At 41.5% G+C, this 23,926-nt stretch carries 17 protein-coding genes and 9 tRNA genes; 22 read left to right on the top strand and 4 right to left on the bottom strand.

Annotated features, from left to right (window positions below):
- Nucleotides 1–49: 49 nt before the first annotated feature.
- Complete coding sequence (locus D0907_RS09725; protein WP_118844394.1) at nt 50–1,348, bottom strand: diguanylate cyclase domain-containing protein; 1,299 nt, start codon at nt 1,346–1,348, stop codon at nt 50–52.
- A gap of 280 nt (nt 1,349–1,628) precedes the next feature.
- Between D0907_RS09725 and D0907_RS09720 the strand changes: the two genes are divergently transcribed.
- Complete coding sequence (locus tag D0907_RS09720; protein ID WP_118844393.1) at nt 1,629–2,960, top strand: ABC1 kinase family protein; 1,332 nt, start codon at nt 1,629–1,631, stop codon at nt 2,958–2,960.
- 22 nt (nt 2,961–2,982) lie between these two features.
- Here D0907_RS09720 and D0907_RS09715 read toward each other — a convergent pair.
- Together D0907_RS09715 and D0907_RS09710 are read right to left on the bottom strand one after the other, a co-directional pair.
- Nucleotides 2,983–3,059: transfer RNA gene (locus D0907_RS09715), tRNA-Pro, on the bottom strand.
- Between the two features lie 103 nt (nt 3,060–3,162).
- A complete protein-coding gene (locus tag D0907_RS09710; protein WP_065978522.1) occupies nt 3,163–3,780 on the bottom strand; it encodes an arylesterase in 618 nt (205 codons plus the stop codon).
- Between D0907_RS09710 and D0907_RS09705 the strand changes: the two genes are divergently transcribed.
- The 21 genes from D0907_RS09705 to D0907_RS09600 all read left to right on the top strand — a co-directional run bounded on the left by D0907_RS09705 (nt 3,781) and on the right by D0907_RS09600 (nt 17,625).
- Complete coding sequence (locus D0907_RS09705; RefSeq protein ID WP_036967761.1) at nt 3,781–4,500, top strand: ABC transporter ATP-binding protein; 720 nt, start codon at nt 3,781–3,783, stop codon at nt 4,498–4,500. It abuts the gene before it with no gap.
- On the top strand, nt 4,490–6,991 hold the full coding sequence (locus D0907_RS09700; RefSeq protein WP_118844392.1) for an ABC transporter permease: 2,502 nt from the start codon (nt 4,490–4,492) through the stop codon (nt 6,989–6,991). The genes D0907_RS09705 and D0907_RS09700 overlap by 11 nt, the downstream gene beginning before the upstream one ends.
- Before the next feature lie 126 nt (nt 6,992–7,117).
- A complete protein-coding gene (gene ruvC, locus D0907_RS09695) occupies nt 7,118–7,642 on the top strand; it encodes a crossover junction endodeoxyribonuclease RuvC (RefSeq protein WP_036967765.1) in 525 nt (174 codons plus the stop codon).
- Between the two features lies 1 nt (nt 7,643).
- On the top strand, nt 7,644–8,264 hold the full coding sequence (gene ruvA, locus D0907_RS09690) for a Holliday junction branch migration protein RuvA (protein ID WP_036967766.1): 621 nt from the start codon (nt 7,644–7,646) through the stop codon (nt 8,262–8,264).
- A 7-nt stretch (nt 8,265–8,271) separates the two neighbouring features.
- Entirely contained in the window at nt 8,272–9,276 is a 1,005-nt protein-coding gene (gene ruvB / locus D0907_RS09685; protein WP_036967767.1) for a Holliday junction branch migration DNA helicase RuvB, read from the top strand.
- Between the two features lie 379 nt (nt 9,277–9,655).
- Entirely contained in the window at nt 9,656–9,898 is a 243-nt protein-coding gene (locus tag D0907_RS09675; RefSeq protein ID WP_036967770.1) for a hypothetical protein, read from the top strand.
- A gap of 478 nt (nt 9,899–10,376) precedes the next feature.
- Entirely contained in the window at nt 10,377–11,081 is a 705-nt protein-coding gene (gene tolQ / locus D0907_RS09670) for a protein TolQ (protein WP_036967773.1), read from the top strand.
- The gene (gene tolR, locus D0907_RS09665) at nt 11,068–11,502 is read left to right on the top strand and encodes a protein TolR (protein ID WP_036967776.1); all 435 of its coding nucleotides are present in this window, start codon (nt 11,068–11,070) and stop codon (nt 11,500–11,502) included. The genes tolQ and tolR overlap by 14 nt, the downstream gene beginning before the upstream one ends.
- A gap of 2 nt (nt 11,503–11,504) precedes the next feature.
- Nucleotides 11,505–12,443: a cell envelope integrity protein TolA gene (gene tolA, locus D0907_RS09660; RefSeq protein WP_036967778.1), complete on the top strand. Its 939-nt coding sequence runs from the start codon at nt 11,505–11,507 to the stop codon at nt 12,441–12,443.
- Nucleotides 12,444–12,452: 9 nt separating this feature from the next.
- The gene (gene tolB / locus D0907_RS09655) at nt 12,453–13,811 is read left to right on the top strand and encodes a Tol-Pal system beta propeller repeat protein TolB (protein ID WP_036967780.1); all 1,359 of its coding nucleotides are present in this window, start codon (nt 12,453–12,455) and stop codon (nt 13,809–13,811) included.
- A gap of 34 nt (nt 13,812–13,845) precedes the next feature.
- Nucleotides 13,846–14,388, top strand: coding sequence for a peptidoglycan-associated lipoprotein Pal (gene pal, locus D0907_RS09650; protein ID WP_036967784.1), 543 nt, complete (start codon nt 13,846–13,848; stop codon nt 14,386–14,388).
- 12 nt (nt 14,389–14,400) lie between these two features.
- Nucleotides 14,401–15,159, top strand: coding sequence for a tol-pal system protein YbgF (gene ybgF, locus D0907_RS09645; protein ID WP_036967786.1), 759 nt, complete (start codon nt 14,401–14,403; stop codon nt 15,157–15,159).
- 168 nt (nt 15,160–15,327) lie between these two features.
- A tRNA-Lys gene (locus tag D0907_RS09640) sits at nt 15,328–15,403 on the top strand.
- Nucleotides 15,404–15,467: 64 nt separating this feature from the next.
- Nucleotides 15,468–15,543: transfer RNA gene (locus tag D0907_RS09635), tRNA-Lys, on the top strand.
- A gap of 61 nt (nt 15,544–15,604) precedes the next feature.
- Nucleotides 15,605–15,680 (top strand) — tRNA-Lys (locus D0907_RS09630).
- Between the two features lie 62 nt (nt 15,681–15,742).
- A tRNA-Lys gene (locus D0907_RS09625) sits at nt 15,743–15,818 on the top strand.
- A gap of 64 nt (nt 15,819–15,882) precedes the next feature.
- Nucleotides 15,883–15,958, top strand: a tRNA-Lys gene (locus tag D0907_RS09620).
- A 53-nt stretch (nt 15,959–16,011) separates the two neighbouring features.
- Nucleotides 16,012–16,087, top strand: a tRNA-Lys gene (locus tag D0907_RS09615).
- Nucleotides 16,088–16,140: 53 nt separating this feature from the next.
- Nucleotides 16,141–16,216, top strand: a tRNA-Lys gene (locus D0907_RS09610).
- 130 nt (nt 16,217–16,346) lie between these two features.
- On the top strand, nt 16,347–17,387 hold the full coding sequence (gene nadA / locus D0907_RS09605) for a quinolinate synthase NadA (protein ID WP_036967789.1): 1,041 nt from the start codon (nt 16,347–16,349) through the stop codon (nt 17,385–17,387).
- Nucleotides 17,388–17,537: 150 nt separating this feature from the next.
- Nucleotides 17,538–17,625: transfer RNA gene (locus tag D0907_RS09600), tRNA-Ser, on the top strand.
- A gap of 94 nt (nt 17,626–17,719) precedes the next feature.
- On the opposite strand, the gene D0907_RS09595 is transcribed toward D0907_RS09600, so the two are convergent.
- Entirely contained in the window at nt 17,720–23,887 is a 6,168-nt protein-coding gene (locus D0907_RS09595) for a pectate lyase family protein (protein ID WP_118844391.1), read from the bottom strand.
- Between the last annotated feature and the right edge of the window lie 39 nt (nt 23,888–23,926).

Raw genomic sequence — 23,926 nt, 5'->3', positions numbered from 1 at the left:
TAGCGACTGAGCTTTTTGCAAATTTGTACGTAATAAGCATTGAATAAGTTCAGTTATCTCCCTCAATTCCTTGAAAAATTTTATATGTGTGTAACTGGCTTTGCTTGGCTTCGTACATTGCCTGATCAGCAAATTTTAATAATTGTGTATGGTCAGTTGTGTGATCGGGTGAGACAGCAATACCAATACTTAAAGTGACTTTTAAGTTATGCTGCTCTACCTCAAAGGGGCTGTTGAACTTATCGAGCAAGTGCTTGATCATCGCATCAATATAACTTAGTTTTCTGAGGTGGTGAGCCACAATAATAAATTCATCACCGCCATAACGATATACATCATCATCAGCACGCACAGCGCCAGTTATTCTTTTAGCAGCTTCAACAAGCACTTTGTCACCAATGACATGACCGTATTGATCGTTTAATTGTTTAAACTGATTAATATCGATAAATATAACAGCCATCTTATTGTTCTTTGAGCTTGCACTAATGGCGAATTTTAATTGACGGTCAAGCTCTGTTCGGTTCAACACACCTGTAAGGTGGTCATGACTTACCAAAAAACTTAACTTGTTGGTGCGCCTGTAAATAATGTTGCTCATACGATGAAAACGTCGAAGTAAATAGCCAATTTCATTGGTGTCACATTTTTCAATATGATCAGGTATTTCGCCTTTTTCTAGCTTTTCGGTATTTTTAAGTAATCTCTTTAGCGGTTTAAACAGCTTATTGTTAATGTAAAAAGCACAAAAAATGGATAGGAAAATAAATAACGGAATTTGCACAGATACGACTTGCGTAATAAGTAACCGGTTATTCTGGAAATCTGCGTTTCGCTCAGCCAACCTTGTACGCTCAACATTTTGAAATTGTTTTATTAACGCCTCAATTTGCTCCATTAACGCTTTACCTTCGTTGGTGTAAACAATGCTTTTTGCCTCTTCGGTTGCATGAGGCGTATTTTGTTTTATTAAATTAATCGTTAAGTTCAGTTCGGCGAATTTTTTCTCAATCAATGCATCGAGTTGTGCAAGGTTTTGTTGCTGTTTTTTGTCATTCAGAGTCAGCTTATTGAGTATTAGGAATTGTTCTTTCGTTTTTTCTAAACCACGGTAGTAGGGATCAAGATAATTGAGGTTCTCTGTTAAAAGATAACCTCTTTGGCCCGTTTCAGCATTAATAATATGGTTATAGAGTCGTTCAGATTGATCAATAATCTCATGAGTATGATTAAGTACATCAAATTTTAAACGGCCTTCTCTGTCGAGAATAAAGACAATAAAAGTGTTTATCAAAACGACAATAAACAAAGTGCTCAATAATAATATTAATTGTGTTCTAAGAGACATTGAGAGGCCAGAGCTGAGAAATGAGTGATTTATAATAATAAAGTATTGTCGATACTTAGAAATTTTCCAATTTTCGCCTCAATTTAGTGGCTTAAAATGACGTAGTTTGAGTGATAAATGACGAAATCACTTTTTATCTTCACTACAAGTTAATTGATTTTTATAGCGTGTATTGTGTCGCGTTTAAAATTACATACATTGTTAAAGCTCAATACAAAGGGGATCTAAAGTTCTTTTACTTACGTATTTAAAACATGATACATAAAATACGTGACACGCTATGACTATTAAACAAAGTGCAGTGCCTACATCAAGGTTTTCAAGGGCTGCAAGCCTTGGTGCTTTAGTCTCGAAAGTGGCGGGAAATATGCTGTTTTCAAGCGCAAAAGCATGGGTCGCTGGCAAGGAAACCTCTCGTCAAGAATTATTATTACAGCCTAAGAATATTCAGCGTCTTACCGAGCAGCTTGCCCATTTACGTGGTGCCGCGATGAAATTGGGCCAACTGTTGTCGATGGACAGTGGTGAGTTACTTACGCCCGAATTGTCGGCAATTCTCGCTCGGTTACGTGCTGAGGCGACACCTATGCCACACAAACAGCTCGTACAGGTAATGCGCAACCACTGGGGGGATGCGTGGCTAGAGCACTTATCGCACTTTGAATTACGGCCGTTCGCTGCTGCGTCGATAGGGCAAGTGCATATTTCCTACACTGAAATGGGGAAAAAACTGGCGGTGAAAGTTCAATACCCAGGCATTGCAAAAGGGATTGCCAGTGATGTTGATAACCTTGCTTATCTACTCAAAATAAGTGGCTTGCTCCCAAAAAATGTGGACCTGCAACCCCTTATTGATGAAGCTAAACAGCAATTGATAAATGAAGCAGACTACGAGCTTGAAGCACGATACCTAACACGTTATCGCGCTTGCTTAGCCGATGATGAAAACTACGTTATTCCAAAAGTGGTTGATGAGCTCAGCTCAAAGCAGATACTGGTCATGCATTTTGTTGAAGGGCAAGAGATAGAGGCACTTGTAGATGCACAGCAAGCGTTAAGAAACAAAGCGGTAGAACAGTTACTGCGTTTGTTTTTGAATGAGCTATTTACCTTTAAGCTGATACAAACAGACCCGAACTTTGCTAACTATCAGTATCAAATGGACCAGCAGCGTTTAGTGTTATTAGACTTTGGCGCAACGCGTGAATTACCACAACATATAAGCAATGGTTATTTGCAATTATTATCTGCAGCCGCCAAAAATGACAGAGCAGAAGTTGCAGCAGCAGCCAAGCGTATCGGGTATTTTGGGCAAGAACTAGCGCAAGAATACATTGATAACGTTGTCGATATTTTTCTACTCGCGTGTGAGCCACTTAGCTGCCAAGGCGAGTACGATTTCGCTAAAAGCGATTTACCAAAACGCATCAAAGAACTCGGTCTTGAAATGAGCACTGCATCGCAATACTGGCATGCACCACCAGTTGACGCACTATTCGTACACAGGAAGTTAGTAGGGTTGTTTTTAATCGCTGCAAAGTTAGGCGCAAAAGTAGATGTGAACCAAATATTCACTGAGTTTAAACTGCAACGCAATAAAGAAAGCGATTAGAGATACAGTGGGGGGAGGAAAATGGTCGGCATAGCAGGATTTGAACCTGCGACCCCTGACACCCCATGACAGTGCGCTACCAAGCTGCGCTATATGCCGACATTTGAGGCAATAGTACGTCTTTTTTTATAAAAATCAATACACCTGTGGTCTGATTGCTTGTTTATTGTTCATTTTAAGCAATAAAGACAGAGGCTAGGTGTTAATCTAGCCAATCATTGATCGTTTTATACATGAAATCACGTATTAATGGTTGGGCATCAGCGTTTGGGTGTAAATTGTCGTTTTGCATGAGCTCCGGGCGACCTGCTATGTCTAACATAAAGAATGGCATAAGTTCGCTGTCGGTTTCATTGGCAATACTTTCAAAGCTGTCGGTAAATAACTTAGTGTAGCGGGGGCCATAATTTGGTGGAATCTGAACTTCCATCACGGCAGTTTTGGCACCTGCTTGTTGGCTTTTGTTAATTAAATCACGTAAGTTAGCGTGTAAACGTTTGATTGGAAAACCACGTAAACCGTCATTTCCACCAAGCTCAATAAGTACATGAGTGGGTTCAAATTCGGCTAGCAGGGTATCGAGTCGTCTAAGTGCTCCGCCAGTTGTTTCACCGCTAATGCTTGCATTAACTAAGTTAACAGGTTGGCTTTTTTCATCGTACTTATCTTGTAACAATTTAACCCAACCTTGCTCTTGTTTGAGGCCGTAAGCGGCGCTTAAACTGTCACCTAAAATTAAAATTGTGTTGTCAGCTGCTGCCGTAAGTGGTTTGATTACTAACAGTAAAACGAATATAAAACGTAGGATTGGATGCATCATATGTCAGCGCTTTCTCAATTAAACATTATTCAAGTTAATGGACTTACTAAAACAGTCACCACAGTGGAGGGTGACCTAACCATCCTCAGTGACATCAGCTTTAATGTCAAGTCGGGCGATTCTGTGGCCGTTGTTGGCACATCGGGCTCGGGTAAGTCTACGTTACTGAGTTTATTAGCAGGTCTTGACCAGTCAACCAGTGGCAGCATTCATTTAGACGGCGCTGCATTGCACGATTTAGATGAAGAAGCCCGCGCGGCATTACGCGCTGATAAAGTGGGGTTTGTGTTTCAGTCTTTTATGCTTGTGCAAAGTTTAACCGCGCTTGAAAACGTGATGCTACCGGCAGAGCTTGCTGGTAGTAAAAATGCAAAACAACAAGCCCTAGAGTTACTCGAAAAAGTGGGTCTTAGCCACCGTGTGGGGCATTATCCTTCGCAACTTTCTGGTGGTGAGCAACAGCGTGTTGCAATTGCGCGTGCATTCATTGGTACGCCTAAAATTTTGTTCGCGGATGAGCCCTCTGCAAACCTTGATAGCAAAAATGGCAGATTGATAGAATCTTTACTTTTTGAACTGAATAAAGAACACGGTACCACGCTTATTTTAGTAACTCATGATGAACAGCTTGCTGAAAAATGCCAACAAATTTTACACATTGAAGCAGGTCAATTAGTAACAGTAAAAGAGAGCGAAGAGGTGCAAGCGAATGTGGGCTAAGTTAGCACTTAAACTGTTTTCACGTGAGTTTAAACGGGGTGAATTAACGGTGATCAGTGCGGCTATTGCTTTGGCTGTGCTCACTGTATTAACACTTTCTATGGTAACAGACCGAATTGGTCAAAGTATTGCGCAAAAAAGTAGTGCCTTTATCGCTGCGGATCGTGTGTTGGCCAGTAATCATCAGTTACCAACAGAGTATTTGCAAAAAGCGCAGGAACAGAGCTTACGCACTGCAAAAATTACGTATTTCGATACCATGCTATTTGCAGGTGACGAAATGCAACTTGGCTCAGTAAAGGCGGTTTCTGATAGTTATCCATTAAAAGGCGAACTTAAAGTAAAAACACGCTTAACTTCAGATGCTATTGTTACTGACGAAGTGCCAAAAATGGGTGAAGTATGGCTTAGTGAGTCAGTGTTTTATGCGCTTAATATTCAGGTTGGTAGTCAAGTTGAGCTGGGCGCTGCAACGTTTACAGCAAGTCGAGTGGTTGCCGAAGAACCCGATGCTCCTTTTAATGTTTTTTCCAGTAGTCAACGCATTTTAATTAATGAACGTGACATAGACGCGACACAGGTGATCCAGCCGGGGAGTCGCGTGTTTTATCGTCAATTGTATGCTGGTGAGCAAAGTGACTTAGACACCTTTTATGCTTGGCTTAAACCCCAAATGAAAGAAAACCAACAGTGGTATGGTGTTAAAGACAGGCAATCACCTATTGCGAACAGCTTAAATAGAGCGGAGAGCTTTTTATTACTGGCAGGTTTGTTAGGTATCATTTTAGCGGCAGTGGCAATTGCGGTATCGGCAAAACGCTACTGTGAAAGGCAATATGACCCAGTCGCAATGATGAAAACTCTTGGCGGCAGTAGGGCAACTATCCGTAAAATTTACTTATTACATTTAAGTTTAGTTTGCACAATGTCGGTCATTTTGGGGTTAGTTATTGGTTATTCTTTACAAATGATAGCCAGTGATTACCTTGCTCAGTCAATGGGCACAGAGCTGCCAAGCGCATCGGCAAAACCTTGGCTTATCGCAGTCAGTACAGGCGTGATTTGTGCCGTTATGTTCTCGATTAAGCCGCTGCTGGATTTATTTGATATTCCCCCATTGCGTGTACTTCGTCGCAACTTGGGTGACCGTTTATTAGTGAGCAAAATTCACCTTGCAATGTCGGCGCTAACGGTGTTTTTGTTAATGTGGTTGTTCAGTAATAACATTAAAATTACGGCCATTTTATTTACCTCAACAGCGTTTTTAATCGTGGTGCTATTTGGTCTATCGAAGCTTATTTTTGGTGGGGGTCGTAAGCTAGGCTTAAGTCCTGGTAATAGCTGGTCTTTAGCGATTGCTTCAATTCAAAAGCGAGCGAACGTAAATGCGGTGCAGCTTATAAGCTTTGCGCTTGCTATTAAATTACTGTTGTTTTTAATCGTACTTAAAAACGACATGATTTCAGATTGGCAGTCACAATTGCCAGCCGATGCGCCAAACTCATTTTTAGTGAATATAACAGAAGCTGAGCTTGAACCTATCACGTCGTTTTTAGCAGAGCGTGACATGCCTACGTCAGATTTTTACCCGATTGTTCGTGGTCGTGTTAATGCCGTTAATGGTGAGCTGGTGGCTCGTGAGGTATCATTAGAAGACAATGAGAAAAAAGATGAAGAAGCACGTTCAGGTATTGGCCGAGAGTTAAATCTTACGTGGCGCGCTGAGCTACCCAAGCAAAATGAGTTAATTGACGGTACATGGTTTACCGAGAGCTCAGTGGCAGAGGCGTCATTAGAAGAGTCAATGTTAGCGCGTTTAGATGTAGAGTTGGGCGATACACTCACCTTTTTAATTGGCGCTCAGTCATTCGATGCCAAAATTACCAGTGTACGTAAAGTAAATTGGAACACCTTAAAACCGAATTTCTTTATTATTTTGAGCCCCGATGTGCTGCAAAGTTTCCCTGCGACGTACATTTCATCGGTGCGTGTAAATAAAGATCAAAAGCGAGAGTTTAGTGAGTTATTACGTCAATACCCAACGGTGAATGCGATTGATGTTGAAAGCTTTATTAAGCAAATACGCTCAACAATAGAGCAAGTATCGTTAGCGATTGGCTTTGTACTCGCGATTGTTGTTGCGTGTGGTGCTTTAGTGCTTATTTCGCAAGTGCAAGCCAGCCTAGGTGAGCGTATGCAAGAAATTGTTATTTTGCGTACGCTAGGCGCTAAAGGGCGATTAATTAAAAACGCGACCTTGTATGAATTTTTATTATTAGGCTTTACGGCCGGTTTAGTCGCGGCTGTTGTCAGTGATGTTGCTTTGTTAATTGTACAAAAACAAATGTTCGAATTAGCAGGTAAGTTGCATCCACATATTTGGTTAATAGGCCCTGCAGCAGGTGGGTTATTTGTTGCGTGTTTAGGGTATTTAATGATAGCGCGCACTATGCGAAAAAATACTCAAGGTTTACTGCGGTCGCTAGGATAAAGACGATGTTTAAAAAATGCTCGCAATTGCGGGCATTTTTTATGAACTGTAATTAGTTACTGGTAATTTATACAGTGCTCTGGCATTATTAAATGCAGATGATGATTTTATAGATGGGTCAGTTAGTTGGCGATTATTTTAGGGATTGATCCTGGTTCACGATTAACAGGTTATGGGGTAATAGCCCACCAAGGTACTAAATTTACTTATTTAGGGAGTGGCTGTATAAAGCTTGCTGATCACGACTTTCCTATACGCTTAAAAATGATTTATCAAGGTGTTAGCCAGTTAATTGAACAGTTTTCGCCGGATAATTTTGCCATTGAAAAAGTGTTCATGGCACATAATCCTGACTCAGCACTCAAACTTGGTCAAGCCCGAGGGGCCGCCATAGTCGGTGCGTCAATGGCAGAGTTGCCCGTATTTGAGTACTCAGCCAGACAAATAAAACAGGCGGTCGTGGGGAATGGTGGTGCCGATAAATCGCAAGTACAGCATATGGTTAAAAATATTCTAAAACTGCCGGGAACCCCGCAAGCCGACGCTGCCGATGCGTTAGCAATTGCCATTTGCCATGCTCACTCAGAACAAAATTTAATTAAACTTGCGGGCAGCGCGAGCAAAACCGTAAGAGGACGATTAAGGAAGTAATATGATAGGTCGATTAAACGGGTTACTTGTTGAAAAGCAGCCACCAGAAATACTTATAGAGGTAAGTGGTGTCGGTTACGAAGTGCAAATGCCAATGACCTGTTTTTATGATTTACCCAATGTGGGTGAACAAGCGGTTATTTATACTCATTTTGTTGTTCGCGAAGACGCACAGTTATTATTTGGTTTTAATAATAAAACTGAACGTGCTTTATTTAGAGAGCTGTTAAAAGCAAATGGGGTAGGCCCTAAACTTGGCCTTGCCATTTTGTCGGGCATGTCGGCGCAGCAGTTTGTTAGTTGTGTTAACAATGAAGATGCGACAACCTTGGTTAAACTGCCTGGGGTGGGCAAAAAGACTGCAGAGCGCTTGGTACTTGAAATGAAAGACAGGCTAAAAAATTGGGGTAATGACTTATTCACACCATTTAGCGATAATGCCATTATTGAGCCTGCAAGTAATGATACGCTAGTAGCGAATAATGCTGCGGATGATGCTGTTTCAGCACTTGAATCTTTAGGCTATAAACTACCGCAAGCGCAAAAAGCGGTTAAAGCTGTAAATAAACCAGGTATGACAACAGAGGTTCTTATTAAAGAAGCTCTAAAGTCAATGTTGTGAGTACACCATGATTGAAGCAGATCGCTTAATTGATGCGAGTGAACAAAGTAATGAAGACAGTGTCGATCGTGCAATACGTCCAAAACTATTAAACGACTACACAGGCCAGCCGCATGTTAAGCAACAAATGGAAATTTTTATTGAAGCCGCTCGTCATCGTGGTGAAGCGTTAGACCATTTACTCATTTTTGGTCCGCCGGGTTTGGGTAAAACAACACTGGCTAATATTGTAGCGAATGAGCTTAATGTAAACATTAAAACGACTTCAGGGCCGGTTCTTGAAAAAGCGGGCGACTTAGCCGCGCTATTAACTAACCTTGAAGAAGGCGATGTACTGTTTATTGATGAAATTCACCGCTTAAGTCCACAAGTAGAAGAAATACTTTACCCCGCAATGGAAGATTATCAACTCGATATTATGATTGGTGAAGGTCCTGCGGCACGATCAATTAAGCTCGATTTACCGCCTTTCACATTAATAGGGGCTACAACGCGTGCTGGCTCGTTAACATCGCCATTACGAGATCGTTTTGGCATTGTGCAACGCTTAGAGTTTTATTCGGTTGAAGATTTATCAAAAATTGTTGCCCGCTCTGCTCGATATTTAGATTTAATCATGTGTGACGAAGGCGCCGTTGAAATTGCTAAACGCTCACGCGGTACACCACGAATAGCAAACAGACTTTTGCGCCGAGTACGAGATTACACGCAAGTTAAATCAGACGGTAAAGTAAATGCCGAAGTCGCTGAACAAGCACTTGATATGATCGATGTTGATAAAAGCGGTTTTGATTACATGGACCGAAAATACCTTCTTGCCATCATTGAAAAGTTTATGGGTGGCCCTGTTGGTCTCGATAACTTAGCGGCTGCCATTGGCGAAGAAAAAGAGACTATTGAAGATGTCATTGAGCCATTTTTAATTCAACAAGGATTTATTCAACGCACGCCCAGAGGGCGACTCGTTTCTGATATTGCCTACCTTCATTTTGGTCTTACCCCAGATAAATAACAAAACCCCGCTTAGCGGGGTTTTTAGTTTTTAGATATTAGAAAGTAGATACTAGAAAGTAGATATTAGAAGGTAGATATTAGAAGGTGGATCGAGCGGGGGTTACTGTAGCGATTAAATATAAAAAGCTTGCCTTAGGTTAATGTGGATTTATTTTGCACAAACCACAAACCACAAACCACAAACCACAAACCACAAACCACAAACCACAAACCACAAACCACAAACCACAAACCACAAACCACAAACCACAAACCACAAACCACAAACCACAAACCACAAACCACAAACCACAAACCACAAACCACAAACCACGATTGATGGTCTCATTTTAACATCTGTAATTCACATGCTGTTAAGTTATCTGTAGGTATTCTCATTGACGTTTGTGCAGGCAAAAAAAAGCCCGCATAAGCATGCGGGCAAACAACAAGTTGAAGGAAGTAATCCAGGGAACTACGGTTTTCTTAAAGAGGTTTTATCCTGTTTAAGTCAACCAAGTGCAATACGAAACTTCATATTGCAAAAAACGGAGCTTAATGAAAAAACTTTCAAAGGTTGCAGCTCGGTATGGGGAAATGATACGCAATGGTGGATTTTTCTTCAAACTAGAAAAATTTAATTTTCAGATAAAAAAAACTAATGTGAGTGATTTGTTGGTTTGTTTTCTTTTTGTTCACTTATTGAGTGTTTTTACTTTAAGTTTATGAATAAAATGATTTTTATAATATCAACAAACATTGTTCAGGATTAGTTTAAGTATTCTGTAGTAGATTTGCAAAACATGTTTTGGGTGTTTATGCGTAAAATATGAATAAACGCCGTGTTTTATGAGGTTTTGCTATATTTTTAGTTGCCTAATGGTGGTACTCATTTTTGCAGTGAAAACATAGCAAAAATAAGTTTTTAAAGGATTGTGAGCAAAAAATAGCTAAGCTGAGTGCTTTTCACCGTTATTTGCCGCTATTTCACAGCAAGAGCGTTGTCAGTTCATTATTGACTAGATACACTAGATGTAACTTTTGGCCAAGTTTGTGGTCAATAAATGCAAGTGTAAAAAATATAACAAATTATATAGAAATCTATTTTAGGAGTTTAACGTGGGATCAGGGCTTAACTTTTTAGATCTTATTCTAGAAGCCAGTGTACTTGTCCAATTAGTGATGTTGGCATTAGTGGGTATGTCGGTCATGTCATGGGCAATTATTTTTCAACGTAAAAAAGCGATTTCTGATGCATTAAATGGCGCAAAGCGTTTTGAGCAAAAGTTCTGGTCAGGTGTTGATCTTAGTAAATTATATAATGAAGTGTCTGCCCGCCCAGGCGGAGCTTCGGGCGTTGAAGCTCTTTTTGTTGCCGGTTTTAAAGAATTTGCACGCCACAAAAAAAATACGTTCCAAAGTGCCAGTATCGTTATGGAAGGCACGCATCGTTCAATGCGTGTTGCTTTGTCGCGTGAAGTTGAAAAATTAGAATCTAGTTTATCGTTTTTGGCGACCGTTGGTTCTATTAGTCCTTATATCGGCTTATTTGGTACTGTATGGGGTATCATGAATGCATTTATCGCACTAGGTGAAGTGAAACAAGCTACATTACAAATGGTTGCACCGGGCATTGCCGAAGCACTTATTGCAACTGCAATGGGCTTATTTGCGGCAATTCCAGCCGTTATTGCTTACAACCGTTTTGCAAATAAAGTAGAAAAGCTGGAAGGTAATTATATTAACTTCATGGAAGAGTTCGCCAATATTTTACACCGCCAAGCAGCTACGCAAATAGAGGCAAAAGCGAATGTATCAGCGTAAAAAACGTCGCCCAGTAGGGGAGATAAACGTAGTACCTTACATTGATGTTATGTTGGTACTACTTATTATATTTATGGCAACAGCCCCATTAATTACTCATGGGGTGAAAGTAGATTTGCCAAAAATGGAAGAATCTGATCTTGTCGATACAAAAGATACACCGCCTATCATTGCGTCAATTGACGCTGAAGGTAAGTATTATGTCAGTATCGGCACTGACCCAGAAGCACCGATGGAAGCATTAGACGTCGCTGCTGTGATTAAATTACAGTTGCAAAAAAATCCCGATACTCCGGTTATGATCAAAGGTTCAGGTCGTGTATCTTATCAAGAAGTACTGTTGTTAATGGATTTTCTTAAAAATGCAGGGGTGCCTTCAGTTGGCCTTATGACCGAATCGTTTGAGGGGAATAAAGGCTAGTTATGGGTGCATCAGTAATAAAATCAGTTCTTTTGCACTTGGCAATTGCAGGTTTATTAGTGGCGACAGCCAATTTTCATATGCCAGCACCAAAAGTAATGGAGGTGACTTTAAACCCTGCATTACCTGAGCCTGAAAAAGCGGTGTCAGCCGTCACGGTTGATCAGCAGAAGGTTGAGCAAAAGATTGCCGAGCTAAAAAAGCAAGAAGAAGCTAAAAAGCAAGCAGAAGCAAAACGTATTCGTGATTTAGAGCGTCGTGCTAATGACGCGCGTAAGCAACGTGAAGCTGAAGACCGCCGTCTGAAAAAATTAGAACAGCAGCGTCGTGCGAAAGAGAAAGAAAAAGCCGAAGCTGAAGCTCAAGCAAAGAAAGCGCGTGAAATTCAAGAGAAAGAACGTGCTAAAGCGCAGCAAGCTGAAAAACAAAAGCAAGAAGCCGAAGCAGCAGCAAAAGCCGCAGCACAGAAGCGTAAAGCCGAAGAAGAAGCATTGAAAAAAGCGGAAGAAGAGCGCAAGCGTAAAGCTGCAGAAGCTGAAGCTGAACGTAAACGCAAAGAGGCTGAAGCAGAGCGTAAGCGTCAGCAGGCATTGCAAGAGCAAATGCTCCAAGAGCAACTGGCTGCAGAACAGGCTGCACGTGATAAAGTGCGTCAGCAGCAGGTTGTTGGCGAAGTTGAGAAATATAAAGCGTTAATTATGGCGCGTATTCAGCAAAACTTCTTAAAAGATGAGAAGATGAAAGGCAAAGAATGTCGCCTTAATATTCGCCTTGGCTTTAATGGTTTGGTGACCCAAGTTAAATCATTGGGTGGAGATACGTTAGTGTGCGAAGCTGCGATGCGCGCAGTGCGTATGGCTGACACGCTACCTGTTTCACCAGATCGTGAAGTATTTGAGCAATTAAAAAATATTAATTTAACAATAGCGCCTCAATTTTAAAGGAATGATATGTTTAACCAGATAAAAACAGCATGTTTTATTGTATTACTGGGCTTTCATGGCATTGCCAGTGCTGCATTAGAAATCGTGATCACCGATGGTATCGATGGTGCGCGCCCAATTGCGGTTGTGCCTTTTAAATATCAAGGTGTGGGTCCTATCCCTGAAAAGTTAAGTTCAGTGATTGCTGCCGATTTAATGCGCAGCGGAAAATTTAAGCCGATCGACGTTAATACCATGCCTCAGCTTCCTGCTAAAGATTCAGATGTTGATTACGGCGCGTGGGTTAATAAAGGTGTCGAGGCTGTGTTAGTGGGTGAGGTAGAGCAACAACCTAATGGCCGTTACCGTGTTAAATATGAACTTATTGATGTGATTCGTGGCCAAATTACGGGCGGCGAAACACAATTAATGAGCAACGGTAAGTTGGTTAAAAGCCAAGATCATATTTTAGATGCACGAGAAAGTGTTATTGGTGAAAATGGTTTTCGTCGGTACGCACACCGTATCAGCGACGTGGTTTACGAAGCTCTTACGGGTGAAAAAGGCGCATTTTTAACAAAAATTGCCTATGTCATTGTGCGTGAAAATGACGCTAAACCTTATCAATTGGTGGTTGCTGATTATGATGGCTTTAATGAGCAAGTGTTGCTTCGCTCTAAAGAGCCGCTTATGTCACCAGCGTGGTCGCCAGATGGGACTAAGTTAGCGTATGTAACGTTTGAAAATCGCCAAAGCCAAATTTACATTCAAGACTTATATACAGGAAAACGCGAACTAATTACCAGTCACCCTGGTATTAATGGTGCGCCTCAGTTTTCTCCTGATGGTAAAAAACTACTGTTAGTGCTATCAAAAGACCGTAATGGCGCAACAGAAGTGTACTTATTAGACCTTGCAACACGCAAAGAAACTCGACTTACAAATCACCGCAGTATAGATACTGAACCATCATGGTTTCCAAATGGTCAAGATATCGTGTTTACCTCTGAAAGGGGTGGTAATGCTCAGATTTATAAGTTAAATTTGCAAACAGGTAGGTCAAAACGAATGACCTTTGATGGTGACATGAACTTAGCAGGTTCGGTTTCACCGGATGGAAAAGAATTAGTGATGGTGAACCGTACAAACGGTCAATACCATCTTGCTAAGAAAGAGCTAGCTACAGGTGCGTTCCAAGTATTAACGAGAACACGCCTAGATGAATCGCCGAGTATTGCACCCAATGGCTCGATGATTATCTACAGCACGCTTCATAATAATAAACAGGTGTTAGCGTTAGTTTCTATGGATGGTCGCTTTAAAGCACGCTTACCTGTGCTAGACGGACAAGTTAAGGCACCGGCTTGGTCGCCTTATTTACAGTAATTTTACTGGTTTACTCAATATAGGAATCAATTCAATGCAACTTAATAAAACTTTAAAAGGCCTGCTAATTGCTGTGCCAGTGATGACTTTAGCAGCATGTAGCTCTTCTTCAGGTGTTGACGAAGGTGCTGCAAACCAAACAAACCAAGGTGCGGTTGAGCAAGCAAACAACAATGATACAGTTGAAGTTGCAACGCTTACTCCAGAGCAACAAGCTGAAGAAGCACTTCGTGAAAAATACGAAGCGTTACGTCAAGAACAAATCATTTACTTTGGTTTTGATAACGCTAAAATCCAAAGCAAATACGCTGAGCTTCTACAAGCACACGCTGAGTTCTTAGTACAAAACCCTTCAGTTAAAGTACTAATCGAAGGTCACGCAGATGAGCGCGGTACGCCTGAATACAACATCGCATTAGGTGAGCACCGTGGTCAAGCAGTAGAAAAATATCTACAAAGCTTAGGTGTTTCTGCTAGCCAAATGTCGGTAGTGAGCTATGGTGAAGAGAAGCCAATGGTTAAATCTCGCACTGAAGAAGCGTTCGCTAAAAACCGTCGCGCAGTATTAGTTTACTAAGAAAGAGACATTATGAAGCCGAAAATTATTTTGGCAGCAATGATCTTAAGCGGGAGCACCCAGTTATGGGCTGCTCCCGCTCCTGTTTCAGAAGCTGCAAGCTCGCAATCGAGCATAGAGAAGCGTTTAATCGCATTAGAAAACATGATGAAGTCACGTAATTTATTGCAAGCTGAGCTTCAGCAGCAGTTGAATATATTACAAGACGAAGTGAGTCAGGTTCGTGGCATTACTGAAGAGCAAAGCTATAAGCTTGAAAAAGTGCTCCAACGTCAACGTGAGCTTTATCAAGAAATTGAGAATCGCGTTAGTCAGGCCTATTCTCAGCCTGCGGCAGCAACTCAGCCAACGAATACTTACACAGATATAAATGCATCACAGACTATCAGCTCAGACTTATCTGAAAATGAAGCCTATGAGCGTGCTGTGGCGCTAATTATGAAAGATAAGCGTTATGAGCAAGCAATACCTGAGTTCCAAACATTCTTAACGACTTATCCAAATTCAGTGTATGCGTCAAACGCGCATTATTGGTTAGGGCAGCTTTTAACAATTCAAAACGATCCCGCTGCTGCAACTAAACACTTTAAAGTGGTTGTGAATGAATTTCCGAATTCGAATAAACGTCCTGATGCTATGTTGAAGTTAGGCAACTTACTTGTTGATCAAGGTTTAGGCGAACAAGCCCTTAAAACCTTTAATGATTTAATTAATCAGTACCCAAGTACAACCGCTGCTAAATTAGCCACAGAACGTCTGTCGCAACTGTAGATTTGACCTGATTAGACTGCTTTTTGACTTAAGCGGTCTAAAATTAGGCAACTAGACATAAAAACTTAAAAAAAGAGATATTTTCTGTTGCACTCAGCATTTAAATAAGTATTATAAGCGCCCGCAGCAGGCGATTGGTAACAACAGCCAAAATGCGGCTAAAAGAGCGGGTCATTAGCTCAGTTGGTAGAGCAGTGGACTTTTAATCCATTGGTCGATGGTTCAAGTCCATCATGACCCACCATTATTTTTAATGGTATACTTTTAGATATCGGCGGATTTACGCAGCTTTAATAATGTAACAGAGCGGGTCATTAGCTCAGTTGGTAGAGCAGTGGACTTTTAATCCATTGGTCGATGGTTCAAGTCCATCATGACCCACCATTCTTTGAATGGTACAGTTACATATCGGCGGATTTACGCAGCTTTTAATAAGCAGCAGAGCGGGTCATTAGCTCAGTTGGTAGAGCAGTGGACTTTTAATCCATTGGTCGATGGTTCAAGTCCATCATGACCCACCATTCTTTTTGAATGGTACTGTTAATATCGGCGGATTTACGCAGCTTTTAATAAGCAATAGAGCGGGTCATTAGCTCAGTTGGTAGAGCAGTGGACTTTTAATCCATTGGTCGATGGTTCAAGTCCATCATGACCCACCATTCTTTCTAGAATGGTAATCTAAAATCGACGGATTTACGTATAGCTTTTAGTAAGTAATAGAGCGGGTCATTAGCTCAGTTGGTAGAGCAGTGGACTTTTAATCCATTGGTCGATGGTTCAAGTCCATCATGACCCACCATTCTTTTGAATGGTTATTTATATCGGCGGATTTACGCATCACATATCAAGAGCGGGTCATTAGCTCAGTTGGTAGAGCAGTGGACTTTTAATCCATTGGTCGATGGTTCAAGTCCATCATGACCCACCATTCTTTTTGAATGGTCATGCATATCGGCGGATTTACGCATTACATATCAGAGCGGGTCATTAGCTCAGTTGGTAGAGCAGTGGACTTTTAATCCATTGGTCGATGGTTCAAGTCCATCATGACCCACCACGCTTAATTTATCTTTTTTATCTAAGTTATCCCTTAATTATCTTTAACAGCACTCAGCAATACTGTTCTTTAGAGTTATATTCTCGTATAATTCGCGCCATGAATGCACTGTGGACTAAGTGGTCGAGAAATGAGTCTAGCTGAACAAATTATGCCTGAGGATTATATCTTTCCTCCAAAGCCAGCGCCGTTATCAAAAGATGAGCAAGCTGAGTACAAAGCACGTATTAAACAATTACTAATAGACAAGAATGCAGTTCTTGTTGCCCATTACTATACGGATCCTGAAATTCAAGCACTTGCTGAAGAAACAGGCGGCTGTGTGGCCGACTCGTTAGAGATGGCACGTTTTGGTGCTAAACACGATGCGGATATTATTGTTGTCGCCGGCGTGCGTTTTATGGGCGAAACAGCAAAAATCTTAACGCCAAACAAAACAGTTGTAATGCCAACTTTGGCTGCGACCTGTTCATTAGACGTAGGGTGCCCAATTGAAGAGTTTTCTGCGTTTTGTGATCAACACCCAGATCGTAAAGTAGTGGTGTACGCTAACACCTCTACGGCGGTAAAAGCACGTGCCGATTGGATTGTTACCTCATCATGTGCGCTTGAAATCGTTGAGCACTTAGATGAGCAAGGCGAAAAAATCATTTGGGGTCCAGACAAGCACCTTGGTTCTTATATTCAAAAGAATACCGGTGCCGATATGATTATGTGGAATGGCGCGTGTATCGTTCATGACGAGTTTAAAACCAAAGCGTTAAAGGACATGAAAGCCCTACACCCAGATGCAGCGGTGTTAGTACACCCAGAGTCACCTGCTGAGATTGTTGCCCTTGCTGATGCTGTTGGTTCAACAAGCCAACTAATTAAAGCTGCGCAAACCATGGACAACAAAAAGTTCATCGTGGCGACAGACCGCGGTATTTTTTATAAAATGCAGCAGTTATGCCCAGAGAAAGAATTCTTTGAAGCACCTACAGCCGGTGAAGGCGCAACATGTAAAAGCTGTGCACATTGCCCGTGGATGGCTATGAACGGCTTAAAAGCGATTGAAGAAGCCCTAACAGACCCACAAGGCAAAGAAGTGTTTGTTGATATGGACTTACGCGAAGGCGCGTTAAAATCGCTTAATCGCATGTTAGAGTTCTCTGCGACACTACAACGCTAAGAATTGTTGCGATAGAAATGAAAGGCAAGGTGTACATACCTTGCCTTTTTTGTTTGTTTACTAGCCACTTAAGTTAGCTATTTTAAAAACCCCTTGCGTATGTAGGGTTGTTTTCATACTATAACGCCGCGTTAATCAGTTAACGCTTTAGGTGACGTGTCCGAGTGGCTGAAGGAGCACGCCTGGAAAGTGTGTATACGGCAACGTATCGAGAGTTCGAATCTCTCCGTCACCGCCATTTCCTTTCAATATACTTGTCTATTTTTATCAAATTTTCTTTATAAAAAAATAAACCCCGCAATTGCGAGGTTTATAGCGTAATGCGAAATGCACTATTGAATGCTTATTTCATCCAATGTGATAGTCGCTTCACTTTCCGTTCTTATGGTGATGAATGAAGTGCTGGTTGCAACGAGTCCATCCACAGTATAAGTTTGGCCTGCTGTTAAGTCAGACAGCGGCACAGAATAAAACTTAGACGCAGTGCCATGAATTGAATTGCTACTACCCGAAGTATTGTTATCGACATAAATTTGAAAGTTTTTGGCTGTGTTTCCAGCCACCGCTGCAACTTTGAACGTTACTTGGTAGTTGTTTGATAAATCAAGCAAGCCTGTTGTTTCGGTGTCATTTCCTGTCGTACTGGTACTTGGGGTTGTGTTAGCAATGCTAATTCTAGCGCCAGTCATTGTTAACTGTCCGCCAGCGACGTCAACATTACCTGTTACACGGTAGAACAGCGCTTGTTCGTTACCCGCAGCTCCTGAAATATCACGATAGCTGTTACTAAAAAACTCATCAGTATTAGCAGCAGAGAAGTTTTCAGTAAAAGGCAATCCAAGTGGTTCTTGTATAGGAGGCTCCGTTGGAGACTGAATATCAGGAATGTTTAAATCACTTTGATCCAGCTTACCAACACCTGCATGAGCAAGTACATGTGCTTTAACATCCATTACAGGCGTAAGCGTATATTCATAAGGTGCTTTATATGAGCTGGTTGGCGTCATGCCGTTTTCAGTCACTTCTGCTCGTACATCCCCATCTGCCGCATCACTCCATGTAATGCCTTCGCCTAGATAATTACCTGATGTGTTCCAATAACCAATCTGTGCTGAATAAAAAGAAACCACAGGGTTCTTGGTATTTTCAAAGTAATTATTCTCTATGTGTAGCTCAGCTCCCATACGTGAATTAATTGCACTTGAAGTGATATTGTTATAGTAGTTATTGAAAATATGACCATTACCGAACCTAAATAAAGGGACCCGAGAGACAATATTTTCAAAGCGGTTGTGATGGAAGGTGATATGACGGTTTTTATTACTGCTGTCGTCATTGTCACTATGGCCATGTAATGAAGTTTTCCAACTATCATGTATATAGTTGTAAGAAATGGTAATGTTCTCAGCACCCGACTTAGAGTCAATTAAGCCATCATAATAGTCTTGATCCACGGAGAGCGAAGAATACAACTCATTATGGTCAATCCAAATGTTTGCTGTTGTTTCGTTTTCATCACCTTCAATTGAAATTCCGTCTTTACCACCAGTGAGTACTTCATGAATTTTTAAGTTTTGGATGATAATGTTGTTAGCGCGGCGAATAGCAATGCCAATCCCATTAAACTCACCTCTATCAGCCACACCGATAATTGAGACATTATTCATATCTTTAATTTCAATAGATTTATTATCACCGCCACTGTTAGCATCTGTGATTACACCATCAACATAGATAGTAATAGCGGATGCTGAAGACTTCGCTTGTGCTAGGGCTGCTTTTAATGAAGCCCCATTATCAACAGTAACAACAGTACCGCCTTCACCTCCGGTGATATTATAGTTATACCCTGCAAACCCTCGACTAGGATTGATTGGCGCAATGCTGACAGGCTCATCCGGTAGTTGAGGAATAGCAAGTGGTTTTGGACTCCATCCTTGACCGTCGTTATAATCTGCAAAAATGTTTTCGCGGTCTAGCAGCTCGCTGACTTCTGAATCTGAAAGAATATAGCCACCTTCGCGTTCAGATAAATCAAGTGGATTACCGTCTAAATCCATACTGCCATATTCGCGCCAACCACTGGTTGCTGTGGCAACGCTAGGGTTAGGAGCAGGTTGATTATTTACACCTTGAACAGCCCAGCCAATTTTAGCGATATGTGTATCAAACCTATTGTTTATTAAGGTTATATTATCAAAGTATGTATCGCTGCCTCCACTTCTTGCAATGTATGTTGAGTTATCTAAAACATCATTGCCAATGGGGCCAGGACCATGTGTGAATCGACTATTCAAGAAAATAAAACCAGGGTCTGTTTCTACAGGTACACGCGCTTGTAAAACATAGCCACCCGCTGAGTCAGTTAAAGGATCACCGTCTTTTGAATCACCGATTGTACGGATCTCTGAACTCTCGAATAACGCCGTTGTTGGGTAACCCCAAATAAAATCAACATTCCCTGCAACAAGCGTGTTGTAGAACCATGAGTATCCTTTTAACAGGAGGGTATCTTGTTCACTTTTAAAGCGGGCATTGTTCGCAACTAGGCGGTACGGGCTATTGAAATAAATAGTTTCTGCTTGGTTTGAATCCACTTTATTACGAATATGCGTATTTTTAAGGGTGAGATTATTAAGGGTCAGCATGTCGACACCTTCTACTAAAAACACACTTCTACCTCCGTTAGGTATTCCTGTGCTAATAGGTGCACTGCCACCCGTGCCGCCATTCATAGACTCGTAATTCTCATATTGAATAACGGTGTTTTCTTGGCTTTCACCTTGAATAGTGAGGTTGTTTTTATCGCGTAAAAATAACAGTTCGTTATAGATGCCGTCTTTTATGGAGACAGTGGTGTGCTCATCTTTGCCCAAGTACTGCATAGCAAAATTAAGTGCACCTTGCACAGTTCTAAAGTCTGCCGCACCTTCATCATCAACGAGCAGCTGATTACCTGCAGGCATGCTTACTTTAGTGACAAAGTCCCATTGACTGTTATCACCTAGGCCACTAAATTCTTGACCATTTAGCATTGCACCAACCACGACATCATCACCAATTACAACACGGTATGTATGTCCATACTCAAGGGTATTATTGCGTGGTTTAATGGTGAGCGTGTTCCCATTTAGCTGTAGTGGATAGTAGTAAACAGAGCGAACTTTAGCTTGTCCAGCAAAACCAATGTGGTCAATGTTTTTACCAACGGTAAGGGTATCGACTAAACTGTTATCGCTGACTTTATAAATACGTACTTCACCTAAAGCGCCTAAACTTGGTTCATTATCAAATGTAAGGCTAAATTGCGTATCAATAAATTGATTGGCACTGTTTTTTTCAGGAAATAACTTTCCAGTTAAGTCGCCATAGTCAGTTGTTGGCATGACAAACCCTTCAGCCACACTCACCTCTATTGTTCGGGTTATGGTACTATCAGAACCAGAGACGAACGTAATCGTGGCATTACCGGCCGCCATTGGGGTGAGAGTAATTACACTCCCATTGATATCGACACTGACAATTTTGTCATCAGTTGAAGTCACTGTGAATTCATCAATTGTTACCCCATCATTTTTAATGGCGGTGACATTAATTGTTAATGGTTCAGCTGTCGTTGAGGTGTCCCAGTTAGGGTCCTTGTAATCCAGTGTGAGTTGAATGGGTTTGATAGTCGGATCGCCAACTTTTAAGTCATCCAATTCAAATGAACGGTTATTAGTAAATAAACCTATTAGCCCACGTGCGCTGTAATTTGTATCACTCACTGAGCCTAAGTTTTCACCATTTAAGTAAATGGTTAATTGATCATTGATTAATTCAAAACGGGTGGTGTACCAAACACCGTCTTCTGTGCCCCCTTTTTCGCCGAGTAAAATAGGTGTACTTGCCTGAACAGGGCGTGCAATAGAGCCCTCGGTGCTGACAGCAACTTCTACTCGCGTGCTACTAGATGAGTTTTGCACATTTAAACCGCCACCGTACCAGTTTCCTGTATCTTGATAACGGGCCATCATGTACAACTGTTTGTTTGCTGTTGTACTGTTTTGACGAGGACGAATTTTCGCTTCTACAAAATAATTACCTGTTTGTGGGATATTTTGCATTGCTTCGTCTGTGGCTAAAATAAGTTCACCGCCTGCGTTGCCTGCGGTGTATCGCATCATATTATTACCGTTGATATTTAAAATATCGAATTCACCCATGGCACCGTCTACGTTAGTAGGCGTTGCTAAAATTTTCCAGTTGCTCAAATCACCACTTTCAAAATCATCACAAAAATACAGTTCAGGTGCATCTGAACACTTAAAGATACTTGGGTCTTCAACGTACTCAATGCGTAAATTATTAATCACTACTTTACCGCCTGTCTCGGTACGCAATTGTAAAAAAGAGTTCTTGGTAGCGAGTTTTCCGGGTACGACTAAGGTTTCGCCAACAACTAAGTCATTGATTAACTTGTTGAAGAAACGAGATTCACCACCGTGCATCGATTTAGAGCTACTTGATGTATTGTTGTCGACATAGATTTGGAACTTGTTGTCACCTTCAGGATCGCTAGCACTGACAATATCCATGACGACTTGGTAAGGCCTTGATAAATCAAATACCCCCGTTGAGTTTGTATCATTTTCGCTGGTTTCCACGCCCGCAGTGGTATTACCCAAAGTGAATCGGCCCCCGTCCAGTTCTAAGCCGTTTTCCACGACGGTGACGGATCCTCCAGTTTTTGAAAACATCGGAACTTCATTACCTTGACTATCAACTATTTTTTGATAGTCGACAGAAAAAATATCACCAGTAACAGTCGTAAAATCGTTTGTGTAAGGCAGTTCAACAGTGGGGATCTCACCTGTTGCAGGTGGATCAATTGGCGGTTCAACAGGAGGCTCAACTTCTGGCACATCTGTCGCAACTGTTTCTATTTTTAGATTATCTATGACTAATAAAGCGGCTGAATCGGTTCTGATTTGAAAGTAAGAGTTTTTAATATCTGCGCTCAGGATACCGCGTGCATCTGGGTGCGTTAATTCAGTTCCTGTATTAACATCTTGCCCAGGTATATAAGTATAAGAGAAGCGTTGTCCGACAGGCAGGTTGGTTTCATCAATCGATTTTCCATAAAACTTTGATGCATCAGCATGCACAGAGTTACTTTGGCTTGTTGTATTGTTATCAACGTATAAAGAAAGAGAGCCTGCACCATTATGGCTAATAACGTCAAAGCTAATAGTGAAGCCTTCGCTTAAATTGTATATCCCCACACCCGTTGTATCGCTTGGCGATGATTCTTTACCAGGTAGGGTATTACCGATTGTGAAACGGTCACCTTCCAAAACAAGCTGACCCAATTCATTGATAATGGCACTGCCGCCAGATTTAAAATAAAGAGGCCCACTTCCTTGCTCATCAGAGAGACTTTTATAACTGGATGAGAAGAATGTATCAGTGTCGGTATCGAATTCTTCGTTTAACGCAAGACCGGTTTGTTCAGCAAGTTCACTAAGCTTTACCAACTCATTTTGGGCTTGCTGTTCATCAAATGCTAAAATATTGTCGTATGCATCATCGTTGTTATCACAGCTAAGTACTAATGTTGCAAGCTGTGCTGCATCATTTGTAGAGCACACACTAAAGGTATTATTGACAGTGTTGTGCGAGCGAGAAATTAAATAATGCTTAGTCGGTGTATCACCTTCACTGGTTGTTAATACTAAAACGCGATTACCAAACTGAAACTCATAGCTGCCAACAAGCGTTTCATTCCCATCGACAAGCTTAGTGAATGACCCCGTGCTTGCTCCTTCTTCACTGGGTGTAAACTGCCACATTTCAATACTCGCTTTTGCCCCTTTTACAACGGGGTTATAAATTGTTCCCGTGAAGTCGGCAGGAGTGAAGGCGAGAGGCTGTGTACTGTTATACTGCTCAAAAATAAAATCTACAAAATGCATAATGGCAGTATCAGCACTCACTAAGCTGGTATTTGCTCCCCCAGCGTTAGCAAGCCATTGATTTACCTTTTCGTCAAAATCGTCACTGGCAAAGAATTCTGCAGGTGTTTGTCCTTGGGCTAATTCCATTACGGCAGCCTGTGCTGCTGCGTCACTAATGGTAATACCGTTACTGGTGTCACCATCCACATCTAACGACTGCAATAAACGCAAACTATTGATTACAGCAGGATGAAATACGGTGTCTGTAGAGAATACGCTCAGTGGAGTGACAACATTGCTGGCCGCGACACTTGGAAATGTCAGCTCACCAATAGAAAATGTGATCGCTTCACCACGGAAATAATCAAATTGGCCATTACTGTCCGTTTTACCGTTTGTCACAGACGGGCTGTTATAGGTCAATCCGGCGACAGGGCTATCTATAAAAACCCCTTGAATAGGGGGGAGTGGCGCCTCTTTTACGTTGACAGAGCTTTCTTCGCCGCAGCCTGCAAGTACGGCTGCAAGCAATAAGCAAGATGGAATTTTAATTGTGCTATTCATACATCCCTCCAAGGATGAACGCGTTTAGCAACACAAACG

The organism is Pseudoalteromonas lipolytica, assembly GCF_003515105.1.
Lineage (GTDB): Bacteria > Pseudomonadota > Gammaproteobacteria > Enterobacterales > Alteromonadaceae > Pseudoalteromonas > Pseudoalteromonas lipolytica.
This window is presented reverse-complemented; position numbering and strand designations above follow the sequence as displayed.

What these genes read in the sequence shown, in the direction of transcription:
- D0907_RS09725 (WP_118844394.1), bottom strand. Translation starts at nt 1,348, where the DNA reads ATGTCTCTTAGAACACAATTAATATTATTATTGAGCACTTTGTTTATT.
- D0907_RS09720 (WP_118844393.1), top strand. Translation starts at nt 1,629, where the DNA reads ATGACTATTAAACAAAGTGCAGTGCCTACATCAAGGTTTTCAAGGGCT.
- D0907_RS09710 (WP_065978522.1), bottom strand. Translation starts at nt 3,780, where the DNA reads ATGATGCATCCAATCCTACGTTTTATATTCGTTTTACTGTTAGTAATC.
- D0907_RS09705 (WP_036967761.1), top strand. Translation starts at nt 3,781, where the DNA reads ATGTCAGCGCTTTCTCAATTAAACATTATTCAAGTTAATGGACTTACT.
- D0907_RS09700 (WP_118844392.1), top strand. Translation starts at nt 4,490, where the DNA reads ATGTGGGCTAAGTTAGCACTTAAACTGTTTTCACGTGAGTTTAAACGG.
- ruvA (WP_036967766.1), top strand. Translation starts at nt 7,644, where the DNA reads ATGATAGGTCGATTAAACGGGTTACTTGTTGAAAAGCAGCCACCAGAA.
- ruvB (WP_036967767.1), top strand. Translation starts at nt 8,272, where the DNA reads ATGATTGAAGCAGATCGCTTAATTGATGCGAGTGAACAAAGTAATGAA.
- tolR (WP_036967776.1), top strand. Translation starts at nt 11,068, where the DNA reads ATGTATCAGCGTAAAAAACGTCGCCCAGTAGGGGAGATAAACGTAGTA.
- tolA (WP_036967778.1), top strand. Translation starts at nt 11,505, where the DNA reads ATGGGTGCATCAGTAATAAAATCAGTTCTTTTGCACTTGGCAATTGCA.
- tolB (WP_036967780.1), top strand. Translation starts at nt 12,453, where the DNA reads ATGTTTAACCAGATAAAAACAGCATGTTTTATTGTATTACTGGGCTTT.
- pal (WP_036967784.1), top strand. Translation starts at nt 13,846, where the DNA reads ATGCAACTTAATAAAACTTTAAAAGGCCTGCTAATTGCTGTGCCAGTG.
- ybgF (WP_036967786.1), top strand. Translation starts at nt 14,401, where the DNA reads ATGAAGCCGAAAATTATTTTGGCAGCAATGATCTTAAGCGGGAGCACC.
- nadA (WP_036967789.1), top strand. Translation starts at nt 16,347, where the DNA reads ATGAGTCTAGCTGAACAAATTATGCCTGAGGATTATATCTTTCCTCCA.
- D0907_RS09595 (WP_118844391.1), bottom strand. Translation starts at nt 23,887, where the DNA reads ATGAATAGCACAATTAAAATTCCATCTTGCTTATTGCTTGCAGCCGTA.